Source organism: Halalkalibacter flavus, assembly GCF_036663575.1.
GTDB lineage: Bacteria > Bacillota > Bacilli > Bacillales > Bacillaceae_D > Halalkalibacter > Halalkalibacter flavus.
In genome coordinates, this window is record NZ_JAWRVK010000028.1 from 1 (window position 1) to 11,620 (window position 11,620).

The window sequence follows — 11,620 nt, forward strand, 5'->3', positions numbered from 1 at the left end:
CCTCACGATTATTCTATCTATATTATACTATATTCACCTGAATAATCGGATTAATAGCTACAAAAAAAGGCTATTGAGAAGACTTTCTCAACAGCCTGAGACAATCCAATGGATTGTCTTTTTTTATATGCATAAACATAATGCTCAAGGCGCTGAAGAGCTTTGGTCCGGAGGAGCAACATCTTCCTCGAATAAACCGATGGTTACTACGTGAGTAAACTTCTTGAAATACTCCATGTCCCCCTGTGAGACGAACCCTTGCTCTTCGTAAAACGACATGAGAAACATCGAAAAAAATCACTCCATGTCCAATCCTCCCCGTAGAAGAGAAAGGGTGAGCCAGGACGTTGCCAGGCGGGGGCACGCTCCAACTTAGAGATGATTGATTGTTGTAGTCTAGAAAAAGAGGACACATAAACAGGAATAACACTCCGACAGAAAATCAAAGAGAACCGACAGTAAATGAACTACTTTGGACAGTAAATCCTCCACTTTCGACAAAATATCCCTCAAGTAGGCCAGTAAGGCGTTATGTGCCTCACTTTTTTAACACTAAATAGGCGTAATACTTCACCAAACAAAATCCAACAAGAAAAATGGGGCTTAAAAAATGAAAAAAATCTCCTCTGTACAAAAAACTCTGTATTGAATAGTTGATCCACCTCTTTAGATGTAATCCCATCGTATATTCCTATTTACAATGACTAACCAAATAATAATATGAATAAAATTGGGAAGCTACGGTGGAAAAAGAGCAAGTAATCACATTAATTGACGAAAATACTAACCAAATAGAGCAACTCCTCAACCCTAAAATTAATATTTGGCTATAACATGTTTTATTTACAGGTTTTTGGTGGCTTGGAGTAGCCTTATCCGGTTCCGTTAACCCTCGAAATATTATTATTCGATTGTACTCCAGTGGCAAAAAGTCCAAGAGGTAAGTGTATATATATCTAGGCCTTTTTACAATCCATTTATCATGCATGATTACCCAATATTTGGTGAAGCTAACGGTAAATTATACGTTAAGGCTAGGTGAGTTTATGCCATCCATTGTTTCCGTAAGTACATATGAGCCCCCGTATCCGTTAAATCAACAAACAACCACTGAATTTGCTAGAGAGCTTTTTGCGGATAGCTATGATGATATTGAACGGTTACTGAAGGTGTTTGCTAATGGACAAATTGAGGAACGTCAATTTTCTGTTCCGATGAATTGGTTTGAATACGACCATTCACTACAAGAAAAGAACGATTTATATATTGAGCTGGCTACTTCCTTTTGTGTGGAAGCCATTCAGAAATGTCTTTATAACCAAGTATTTTTAAAAGAAAAAATAGAAGAAAAAGACGTTGATGCTATCATTTTAGTTTCTAGTTCAGGTATGGCAACTCCTAGTTTGGATGCAAGAATCATGAATCACCTTCCTTTCTCTCCACATACAAAAAGAATCCCTTTATGGGGGCTTGGGTGTGCAGGGGGAGCTGCAGGAGTGAGTCGAGCCTATGAATATTGCAAAGCATTTCCAAACGAGAATGCATTAGTTGTTTGTGTAGAGCTTTGCAGTCTAACATTCCAGAGAAATGATCATTCCAAAAGCAATCTTGTGGGAACATCTTTGTTTGCAGATGGAGTGGCATGTGCATTCGTTATAGGAGATAAATCTGAACTAAGTACTAAAGTGAAAAAAGAAATACTGCCGAGCATATTGGCTAGCCAGTCGACGTTAATGCCCCATTCAGAAGATGTAATGGGGTGGGATATCAAAGATTCAGGATTACATGTCGTCTTTTCAAGAGATATACCAACCATTATCAAAGATTGGCTAGGCCCGAATGTAACAAATTTTCTTGAGAAAAATCAAATCGGAATGAAGGAAATTACTTCATTTATAGCTCACCCAGGTGGAAAGAAAGTAATCGAAGCTTACGTAGAAACGTTAAAACTAGATGAGGCAATGACGAATGTTTCAAAAGAGGTTCTTAGACATCATGGCAATATGTCATCGCCAACAGTTCTCTATGTATTGGAGAGATTTATGCTGCAGAACCACTCTGATAGTGAACTCGGCCTTATGGCGGCTCTAGGACCTGGGTTTTGTTCGGAATTAGTACTATTACAATGGAAGGAGCTTCAGTAATGCTTGCTATTTACGTTTTTATTTTGCTTATAGTTGTACAAAGAGTGGTTGAAGTAGTCATTGCTAATCGCAATGCTAGGTGGATAAAAAGTCAAGGAGGGTATGAAGTCGGGAAAGAACATTATAAACAGATTGTAGCGCTTCATTCTATGTTTTTTGTTTCTTTGTTAATAGAAGTGTCTGTCATCGATAGAAGTTTTGTTCTCTGGTCAGTCGCTCCGTTACTCGTCTTTCTTCTCGCACAAATAGGGCGAGTATGGGCATTATCATCACTAGGAAGGTTTTGGAATACAAGGATTATGGTCTTACCTGGTGCAAAAGTGATAGCAAAAGGTCCGTATCGTTATTTGCGTCACCCTAATTACGTAATTGTGGTTACAGAAATCGCATGTCTTCCATTAATATTTCAAGCTTATTGGACAGCCATTGTCTTTACGATCATCAATGCTTTTGTTCTCTCTGTCCGAATTAAGATGGAGGAAACGGCTCTGGAAGAGGTCACAAATTATCAAAAAGTGTTTGAAAAGCGTAAAAGGTTCATCCCTAGTACTAATGAAGAGTAGAAAGCGCTTCACTTATTCTTTCTATATAAGTAGGCCTTAGATATTTCTTGATGAAGTTTGGAGAGGGCGATAAGATAAATAAACAGGTAGTTTAAGGGAATGGAGGAACAATATTGGCTAAAAAAAGAAAAGAACGGTTTGAAGTAGGAGAATCAGAAACGATTGAAGCTTGTCTAGAACGGATGAAAGAAGCAGGATATCAACCTGTAAAAAGGATAGAAAAGCCTATATTTAAAGAAGAAAAGGTTAACTCTAATAAGGAATACGTACCAATCCGCCAGCAGATTATTTTTGAAGGGATTTTAGTAGAAGGCGAACGATAAAAAGTCTGACATTTTCAATGTTCGACTTTTTGTTGACAGTATTATAGGATGCTTGTAAGATATACCTATAAGAACGAACGAAAAACGAAATACGCCTCATATAATCTTGGAGATATGGTCCATAAGTTTCTACCTGACTACCTTAAATAGTCAGACTATGAGGGAAAGCGGGAGATACTGAGAAGTTATTTTCTCTGTATCGATGAAAAGCGTGGGTGCAGCTTCCTTTCTCTCAAAATGAGTAGATTAGAAAGTTGTTCTGCGCTTTTTTAATGTCATAATTTAAACAGGATAAAGATAAGTAGTGGAGGAGAGCGACGATGAATCCAAAAATTGGTGTCATAATGGGAAGTACTTCTGACTGGGATACAATGAAAGCTGCATGTGACGTTCTTGATGAGTTAGAAATTACGTATGAGAAGAAAGTAGTTTCAGCGCACCGGACTCCGGATCTCATGTTTCAATATGCTGAGGAAGCAAGAGATAGAGGTTTAAAGGTTATTATTGCCGGTGCAGGTGGGGCGGCACATTTGCCAGGAATGGTTGCAGCGAAGACGACAGTACCTGTCATTGGTGTTCCTGTTCAATCGAAAGCATTACAAGGTCTTGATTCCTTACTATCGATTGTCCAAATGCCAGGAGGTGTTCCTGTTGCCACTGTAGCGATAGGGAAAGCGGGTGCTACGAATGCTGGCTTGCTTGCAGCTCAAATGCTAGGTGCTTACGAGACTGAAGTTGCTGATCGCCTAGAAGCAAGACGAGAAAAAACAAAGCAAGCTGTTCTAGAAAGTAGTGATCAACTATGAGTCGAATCGTTGCGCCTGGAGCAACAATAGGGATTATCGGTGGTGGTCAACTTGGTAGAATGATGGCAACTGCTGCTAAGCAAATGGGCTACCGGATAGCTGTTTTAGAGCCAACAGAGGATTCACCTTGTGGACAAGTTGCTGATTTAGTAATTGAAGCTTCCTATGATGATGTTGCTGGAGCGAAAAAGCTTGCTGAAGTGTCTGATGTGATCACTTATGAATTTGAAAATATTGATGAACAAACAGCAAATTGGCTGACAGAGCAAGCTGATTTCCCACAAGGTGCAAAGGTATTAGGGATTACTCAGCACCGTTTAAGAGAGAAGGAAGCCATTCAAAATTTAGGGATTCCAGTTGCTCCGTTTCGGGCCATTCATTCACTAGATGATATAGATGAGGCAGCAGAAAAGCTTGGCTTCCCAGCTGTGCTAAAGACATGCCGTGGTGGATATGACGGCAAAGGACAAAGAGTAGTTCATGATATAGAGCAACTGAAGCAAGGGGCAGAAGAATTACTGAAAAGTAGTGAATGCGTGCTAGAGGCTTGGATTCCTTTTACGCTTGAACTTTCGGTAATCGTTACACGCTCACGAAACGGAGAGACATCGGTCTTTCCTGTATCGGAAAATGAACATCGAGACAACATTCTCTACCGTTCTCATGTTCCAGCTCGAATTGATGAGACGGTAAGTGAGCAAGCGAAGGATATGGCCTTAAAGATTGTAACAGGGTTAGACGTCGTTGGAACACTTGCTGTAGAGCTTTTTATGCTTGAGGATGGCAGATTATATACTAATGAACTCGCACCACGTCCACATAATTCTGGTCATTATACGATTGAAGCATGCAAAACGTCACAATTTGAACAGCATATAAGAGCTGTGTGTGGCTTGCCACTTGGATCTACTCAACTATGGTCTCCTGTTGTGATGGAGAACATTCTTGGTGAGGATTTAGAAGGTGTACTTCAATCCGTTTCCAATATAAATGATGTGAAACTTCATCTTTATGGTAAAAAAGAAGCGAAAGTAAAAAGAAAAATGGGTCACTTGACGGCAACAGCTAACTCAGTAGAGGAAGCATGTGAGAAGATAGAGCGACTGCAACAAGTTAATATCCTTAAATAATATAATTAGATAAAAGCGGAGGCTGGTTATAGATGATCGAACGTTATACTCGCCCTGAAATGGGAGCTATTTGGACAGAGGAAAACAGATTTCAAGCTTGGTTGGAAGTAGAAATTGTTGCTTGTGAAGCTTGGGCAGAACTTGGAGAAATTCCAAAAGAAGATGTGAAGAAAATTCGCGAAAATGCAAGCTTTGATATTAATCGTATTAACGAAATTGAGCTAGAAACTCGTCATGATGTAGTTGCCTTTACACGTGCCGTTTCTGAAACGTTAGGCGAAGAAAGAAAATGGGTTCACTATGGCTTAACGTCAACAGATGTTGTTGATACAGCTCTGTCTTATTTATTAAAACAAGCTAATGAGATTTTACTTGCTGACATCGAACGTTTTATTGAGATATTAGGAAATAAGGCAAAAGAACATAAATACACAATCATGATGGGACGTACACATGGTGTTCACGCAGAGCCAACTACGTTTGGTTTAAAGCTCGCATTATGGTATGAAGAAATGAAGCGTAATTTAGAACGTTTCAAGCATGCAGCTGAAGGAGTACGTGTTGGAAAGCTTTCTGGAGCTGTTGGTACATTTGCGAATATTGATCCATCAATTGAAGCATTCGTATGTAAAAAACTTGGCCTTAAAGCAGCACCAATTTCTACTCAAACTTTGCAACGTGATCGTCATGCCGAGTACCTAGCCGCTTTAGCACTTATTGCTACTTCAATTGAAAAGTTTGCTGTTGAAGTTCGTGGTTTGCAAAAGAGCGAAACAAGAGAAGTAGAAGAGTTCTTTGCAAAAGGTCAAAAAGGTTCGTCAGCTATGCCTCATAAACGTAACCCTATTGGTTCAGAAAATATGACGGGGCTAGCTCGAGTGATTCGCGGTTACATGATGACAGCGTATGAGAATGTTCCATTATGGCATGAGCGTGATATTTCTCATTCATCTGCTGAGCGTATCATTCTTCCAGATGCAACGATTGCTTTAAATTACATGCTAAATCGTTTCGGAAATATTGTTAAGAATTTGACGGTATTCCCTGAAAATATGAAGCGTAACATGACTCGTACTTATGGGTTAATTTATTCTCAACGTGTTCTACTTTCTTTAATTAACAAAGGGATGGTCCGTGAAGAGGCTTATGACTTAGTTCAACCAAAAGCAATGGAAGCTTGGGAAAAAGGCATTCAATTCCGTGAATTAGTTGAAGCGGAAGATAGAATTACAAGTGTATTAACTCCTGATGAAATTGAAGAATGCTTCAACTATGAACATCATATGAAGCATGTAAGTACGATTTTTGCAAGAGTTGGCTTAGAAGACTAATAAAGAAAGAGGGCTTGTCCCTTTTGTATATAAAAAATTCCAATATTTCAGTTTTTGGAGGTTAAATCATGGAAAAAGGCGATTTGCTATATGAAGGAAAAGCAAAGCAAATATATCAAACAGCTAATGTAGATGAGCTTTGGGTTAGTTATAAAGATGATGCAACTGCATTTAATGGCGAGAAAAAAGAAACACTAACAGGAAAAGCTAGACTGAATAACGAGATTACTTCTTTAATCTTTTCTTACTTAAATGACAACGGTGTTGACAGTCACTTCATTAAAAGGCTCTCAGAAACAGAACAGCTAGTAAAGAAAGTGGAGATTATTCCATTAGAAGTAGTTGTTCGAAATGTAGTCGCAGGCAGTATGGCAAAGCGTCTTGGAATTGAAGAAGGAACAGAACTTGCAGAGCCAATTGTTGAGTTCTACTACAAAGATGATGCACTTGGAGATCCGCTTGTTACTGAAGATCATATTGCAATTTTAAATGCAGCAACAAACTCTGATTTAACAACCCTTAAAGAGAAAGCATTGGAAGTAAATAAACATTTGATCAATCTATTCGATAACATGAATGTACGCTTAATTGACTTCAAATTAGAATTTGGGCGTACAAGTGACAATGAGATTTTGCTTGCAGATGAAATTTCACCTGATACTTGTCGACTTTGGGATAAAGATACAAATCAACGTTTTGACAAAGATTTATTTAGAAGAAATTTAGGAAGCTTACAAGAAGGTTACCAAGAAATCTTATCACGCTTAGGAGGCGCATCATGTACAAAGTAAAAGTTTACGTTACGTTAAGAGAAAGTGTTCTAGATCCACAAGGAGGAGCTGTAAAACGTGCTCTTCACACAATGGAGTACAAAGAGGTTGAAGAAGTACGCATCGGTAAATACATGGAGCTTACAGTAAACAGTACTGAGAATGTGGAACAACGTATCGATGAAATGTGTTCAAAATTACTTGCTAATACAGTGATTGAAGATTATCGTTTTGAAATCGAGGAGGTTGTTCCTTCATGAAATTTGCAGTAATTGTTTTTCCTGGTTCGAACTGTGATTCAGATATGTTTTTTGCGATTCAGGATGCCCTGCAAGAAGAAGTGGCTTATGTTCGCCATGATGAAACATCTTTAGAAGGCTTTGATGGAGTTCTTTTACCAGGTGGATTTTCATACGGTGATTACCTTCGTTCTGGAGCAATTGCTTGTTTCTCACCTATCATGGATGCAGTGAAGAAATTTGCAGAAGAAGGAAAGCCGGTTCTTGGGGTTTGTAACGGATTTCAAATGCTTCTTGAATTAGGACTGCTCCCAGGTGCGATGAAGCGTAACGACGGATTAAAGTTCATTTGCCGTCCGACGGAACTAAAAGTTGAAAACAATGAGACGTTGTTTACAACAGGGTATGAAAAGGGCGAAGTCATCACGATTCCGGTAGCACACGGTGAAGGTAACTTTGAATGTGATGAAAAGACATTAGAGGCGTTAGAAGCAAATAATCAAGTTGTGTTCCGTTATGAACAAGCTATCAACGGATCAAAAGCCGATATTGCAGGAATTACAAACGAACGTGGAAATGTACTCGGAATGATGCCACACCCTGAACGTGCTGTGGAGGCATTACTAGGCGGCGACGATGGTCTGCGTTTATTTCAATCGATTGTAAGAAATTGGAGGGAATCTCATGTCACTACTTCTTGAACCAACAGCTGAGCGCGTGAAAGAGGAAAAGCTTTACCGCGAAATGGGTTTAACAGATGAAGAATTTGCAATGATTGAGGAGATCATTGGTCGAACGCCGAACTGGACAGAAACAGGTCTTTTCTCAGTAATGTGGTCGGAACATTGTAGTTATAAAAATTCAAAAGTCCTATTGAAAAAGTTTCCGACAGAAGGAGAACGCGTCTTGCAAGGACCTGGTGAGGGTGCTGGTATTATTGATATTGGTGATGAGCAAGCGGTTGTGTTTAAGGTTGAAAGTCATAACCACCCATCAGCAATTGAACCGTACCAAGGTGCTGCAACAGGTGTAGGTGGAATCCTTCGTGACGTATTTTCAATGGGAGCTCGTCCAATTTCACTTTTAAATTCCTTACGTTTTGGTGAATTAACATCACCTCGTGTTCGCTACTTATTTGAAGAAGTGGTTGCAGGGATCGCAGGTTATGGTAACTGTATGGGAGTTCCAACAGTAGGGGGAGAAATTCAATTTGATCCTTGCTATGAAGGCAATCCACTCGTCAATGCGATGTGCGTTGGTTTAATTGATCATAAAGATATTCAAAAAGGACAAGCAAAAGGCGTCGGAAACACGGTTATGTACGTAGGTGCTAGCACTGGTCGTGATGGGATCCACGGGGCAACATTCGCTTCTGAAGAACTAGGTGAAGATTCAGATGAAAAGCGTCCAGCTGTACAAGTAGGGGATCCTTTCATGGAAAAACTATTACTTGAAGCTTGTTTAGAATTAATTCAAAACGATGCTCTTGTTGGTATTCAAGACATGGGAGCAGCTGGTCTTACATCATCTTCTGCAGAGATGGCAAGTAAAGCTGGATCTGGTATTGAAATGAACTTAGATCTTGTTCCACAACGTGAGCAAGGGATGACACCTTATGAGATGATGCTTTCTGAGTCTCAAGAGCGTATGTTAATCGTTGTTAAAAAAGGACGCGAGCAAGAAATTAAAGAAATCTTTGACCGTTGGGGATTGTTATCTGCTGAAGTAGGTCATGTAACAGATGATAAGCGCCTTCGCCTTCTTCATAAAGGAGAAGTTGTTGCAGATCTTCCAGTTGATGCATTAGCAGAAGAAGCACCAGTTTACCATAAGCCATCTAGTGTTCCGGCTTACTATGAAACGTTCCAACAGCAAGAAGAAAAGACTCCTGTTGTTGACAATTATAAAGAAACATTACTTAAGTTGTTAGCTCAGCCAACAATTGCAAGTAAGGAATGGGTATATGATCAATATGATTATATGGTTCAAACTAACACAGTAGTTGAGCCGGGTTCTGATGCTGCGGTTGTTCGAATTCGCGGCACAAGAAAAGCACTAGCGATGACAACAGATTGTAACTCTCGCTATTTATACCTTGATCCTGAAGTAGGCGGTCAGATTGCGATTGCTGAAGCAGCGCGTAACGTTGTTTGTTCTGGTGGGGTTCCACTAGGGTTAACGGACGGTTTGAACTATGGAAGTCCTGATAAGCCTGAAATTTTCTGGCAGTTAGAAAAGTCTACAGACGGAATGAGTGAAGCTTGTCGTATTCTAGAAACACCAGTCATTGGTGGTAACGTGTCTCTTTACAATGAAACAGCTGGGGTAGCTATTTATCCAACACCAGTTATCGGTATGGTTGGTCTAATTGAGGACATTGATCATATTACGACACAAAACTTCAAACAAGCAGGAGACGTAATCTATCTTGTTGGAGAGACAAAGCCTGAATTTGGTGGAAGTGAATTACAAAAGCTAGTAGAAGGCGATATTTCAGGAAAAGCTCCTATGCTTGATCTAGAACTAGAAAAAAGACTTCAGAAGCAACTTTTAACAGCGATTCGCTCTGGTCTTGTTGCATCAGCTCATGATGTAGCAGAAGGTGGAGTAGCGGTAGGTCTGGCTGAATGTATGACTTCTGGTGAAGTGGGAGCAACAGTTTCGTTAGCGGGTGAGACGACGGCAGCTTTATTCGCGGAATCACAATCTCGCTTTATCGTAACGGTTCCAAGTGAAAAAGCAGAGCAATTTGAGCAGTTAGTAGCTGCTACAAAAATTGGTGAAGTAACAGATTCACAATCTCTTGTAATTAAAAATAATGAACAAGGTGTCATTCTTGAAACAACACAGGATGAGATCGTAACGGCTTGGAAAGGAGCCATTCCATGTTTGCTGAAATCAAAGGCTTAAATGAAGAATGCGGTGTGTTTGCCATCTGGGGACATAAAGATGCTGCTCACCTAACTTATTATGGTCTTCATAGTTTACAGCATCGCGGCCAAGAAGGTGCTGGGATTGTTGCAACAGACGGAAAGCAATTAAAAGTTCATAAAGGATTGGGCTTGGTAAATGATGTGTTTAGTCCGAATGATTTTGATCAGCTAAGCGGACATGCTGCCATTGGTCACGTTCGTTATGCGACAGCTGGAGGTGGGGGATTTGCCAATGTGCAACCCCTGCTTTTCCGCTCGCAAATGGGAAGCTTGGCCATTGCACATAATGGAAATTTAGTGAATGCAAATAGCATGAAGCATCAATTAGAAAGTCAGGGAAGCATTTTTCAATCAACATCTGATACAGAAGTGGTCGCACATTTAATTAAGCGCAGTGGCTACAATACGTTAGAAGAACAGCTTAGAAATGCACTAGCGATGTTAAAGGGTGCCTATGCTCTAGCTGTGTTGAATGAAAAACAACTAATGGTAGCACTTGATCCAAACGGTCTTCGTCCTTTATCGATTGGTCGACTTGGTGAGGCATATGTGATCGCATCAGAGACATGTGCGTTTGATCTGATTGGTGCAAAATATGAGCGCGAGGTAGAGCCTGGTGAACTTGTTATTATCGATGATAATGGTCTTCGATCAACTAGGTTTTCAGGTTCGGCGACACGAGCAATCTGTAGTATGGAATACGTTTATTTCGCACGTCCAGATAGCAATGTTGATGAAATCAATGTTCATACATCTAGAAAAAATCTAGGGAAGCAGCTAGCAATTGAATCTCCGATTGAAGCGGATGTTGTTACAGGGGTGCCGGATTCTAGTATTTCAGCAGCAATTGGGTACGCTGAACAAGCTGGAATTCCTTACGAATTAGGTATGATCAAAAACCGTTATGTTGGACGTACGTTTATTCAGCCATCTCAAGAGCTTCGTGAACAAGGTGTGAAAATGAAGCTTTCTGCTGTGCGAGGCGTTGTAGAAGGAAAACGTGTTGTTATGATTGATGACTCAATTGTACGTGGTACAACAAGTAGACGAATTGTGAACATGCTACGAGAAGCTGGTGCTAAAGAGGTTCATGTGCGAATCAGTTCACCTCCAATTAAGAATCCATGCTTCTACGGAATTGATACATCGAACTCAGGTGAATTAATTGCTGCAAACCATTCTATCGAAGAAATGCGCGAAATGATGGGAGCAGATTCATTAGCCTTCTTATCAGTAGAAGGATTAAAAACGGGGATTGGTCGTTCTAATGAAACATCAAACTGTGGTCAGTGTCTAGCTTGTTTTACAGGGGAATATCCAACCGAAATTTATCCAGATACGTTACATCCATACGCAAAGGTTTAGAAGGAAGGGAGCAAGG

Annotated in this window: 12 protein-coding genes and 1 riboswitch; all 12 genes read left to right on the forward strand. The window is 40.0% G+C overall.

Annotated features, from left to right (window positions below; all coding sequences use genetic code 11):
• A partial coding sequence (locus tag SAY88_RS16865; protein ID WP_332633253.1) for a hypothetical protein occupies nucleotides 1–214 on the forward strand: 214 nt, incomplete at its 5' end.
• A gap of 832 nt (nucleotides 215–1,046) precedes the next feature.
• Complete coding sequence (locus SAY88_RS16870) at nucleotides 1,047–2,144, forward strand: type III polyketide synthase (protein WP_332633255.1); 1,098 nt, start codon at nucleotides 1,047–1,049, stop codon at nucleotides 2,142–2,144.
• Nucleotides 2,144–2,707, forward strand: coding sequence for an isoprenylcysteine carboxyl methyltransferase family protein (locus tag SAY88_RS16875; RefSeq protein ID WP_332633257.1), 564 nt, complete (start codon nucleotides 2,144–2,146; stop codon nucleotides 2,705–2,707). The genes SAY88_RS16870 and SAY88_RS16875 overlap by 1 nt, the downstream gene beginning before the upstream one ends.
• A 113-nt stretch (nucleotides 2,708–2,820) precedes the next feature.
• On the forward strand, nucleotides 2,821–3,030 hold the full coding sequence (locus SAY88_RS16880) for an NETI motif-containing protein (protein WP_431308888.1): 210 nt from the start codon (nucleotides 2,821–2,823) through the stop codon (nucleotides 3,028–3,030).
• Nucleotides 3,031–3,106: 76 nt separating this feature from the next.
• Nucleotides 3,107–3,208, forward strand: a riboswitch (purine riboswitch).
• Nucleotides 3,209–3,350: 142 nt separating this feature from the next.
• Nucleotides 3,351–3,836, forward strand: a complete 486-nt coding sequence (gene purE / locus SAY88_RS16885) for a 5-(carboxyamino)imidazole ribonucleotide mutase (RefSeq protein WP_332633259.1) — start codon at nucleotides 3,351–3,353, stop codon at nucleotides 3,834–3,836.
• Nucleotides 3,833–4,966: a 5-(carboxyamino)imidazole ribonucleotide synthase gene (gene purK / locus SAY88_RS16890; RefSeq protein ID WP_332633261.1), complete on the forward strand. Its 1,134-nt coding sequence runs from the start codon at nucleotides 3,833–3,835 to the stop codon at nucleotides 4,964–4,966. Before purE ends, purK begins: the two co-directional genes overlap by 4 nt.
• Before the next feature lie 32 nt (nucleotides 4,967–4,998).
• Nucleotides 4,999–6,297 carry an adenylosuccinate lyase gene (purB, locus tag SAY88_RS16895; protein WP_332633263.1) on the forward strand — a complete coding sequence of 433 codons (1,299 nt, stop codon included), beginning with the start codon at nucleotides 4,999–5,001 and terminating at the stop codon, nucleotides 6,295–6,297.
• Between the two features lie 68 nt (nucleotides 6,298–6,365).
• A complete protein-coding gene (purC, locus tag SAY88_RS16900; RefSeq protein ID WP_332633265.1) occupies nucleotides 6,366–7,088 on the forward strand; it encodes a phosphoribosylaminoimidazolesuccinocarboxamide synthase in 723 nt (240 codons plus the stop codon).
• Complete coding sequence (gene purS / locus SAY88_RS16905) at nucleotides 7,076–7,327, forward strand: phosphoribosylformylglycinamidine synthase subunit PurS (protein ID WP_332633266.1); 252 nt, start codon at nucleotides 7,076–7,078, stop codon at nucleotides 7,325–7,327. The genes purC and purS overlap by 13 nt, the downstream gene beginning before the upstream one ends.
• Complete coding sequence (purQ, locus tag SAY88_RS16910) at nucleotides 7,324–8,007, forward strand: phosphoribosylformylglycinamidine synthase subunit PurQ (protein WP_332633267.1); 684 nt, start codon at nucleotides 7,324–7,326, stop codon at nucleotides 8,005–8,007. The genes purS and purQ overlap by 4 nt, the downstream gene beginning before the upstream one ends.
• Nucleotides 7,991–10,216: a phosphoribosylformylglycinamidine synthase subunit PurL gene (gene purL / locus SAY88_RS16915; protein WP_332633269.1), complete on the forward strand. Its 2,226-nt coding sequence runs from the start codon at nucleotides 7,991–7,993 to the stop codon at nucleotides 10,214–10,216. The genes purQ and purL overlap by 17 nt, the downstream gene beginning before the upstream one ends.
• Nucleotides 10,192–11,604, forward strand: a complete 1,413-nt coding sequence (purF, locus tag SAY88_RS16920; protein WP_332633271.1) for an amidophosphoribosyltransferase — start codon at nucleotides 10,192–10,194, stop codon at nucleotides 11,602–11,604. The genes purL and purF overlap by 25 nt, the downstream gene beginning before the upstream one ends.
• Nucleotides 11,605–11,620 lie beyond the last annotated feature (16 nt).

Bases quoted from the DNA above. Each gene is read 5' to 3' on its own strand.
- purQ (WP_332633267.1), top strand. From the start codon at position 7,324: ATGAAATTTGCAGTAATTGTTTTTCCTGGTTCGAACTGTGATTCAGAT.
- purS (WP_332633266.1), top strand. From the start codon at position 7,076: ATGTACAAAGTAAAAGTTTACGTTACGTTAAGAGAAAGTGTTCTAGAT.
- purE (WP_332633259.1), top strand. From the start codon at position 3,351: ATGAATCCAAAAATTGGTGTCATAATGGGAAGTACTTCTGACTGGGAT.
- purL (WP_332633269.1), top strand. From the start codon at position 7,991: ATGTCACTACTTCTTGAACCAACAGCTGAGCGCGTGAAAGAGGAAAAG.
- purK (WP_332633261.1), top strand. From the start codon at position 3,833: ATGAGTCGAATCGTTGCGCCTGGAGCAACAATAGGGATTATCGGTGGT.
- SAY88_RS16870 (WP_332633255.1), top strand. From the start codon at position 1,047: ATGCCATCCATTGTTTCCGTAAGTACATATGAGCCCCCGTATCCGTTA.
- SAY88_RS16875 (WP_332633257.1), top strand. From the start codon at position 2,144: ATGCTTGCTATTTACGTTTTTATTTTGCTTATAGTTGTACAAAGAGTG.
- purC (WP_332633265.1), top strand. From the start codon at position 6,366: ATGGAAAAAGGCGATTTGCTATATGAAGGAAAAGCAAAGCAAATATAT.
- purF (WP_332633271.1), top strand. From the start codon at position 10,192: ATGTTTGCTGAAATCAAAGGCTTAAATGAAGAATGCGGTGTGTTTGCC.
- purB (WP_332633263.1), top strand. From the start codon at position 4,999: ATGATCGAACGTTATACTCGCCCTGAAATGGGAGCTATTTGGACAGAG.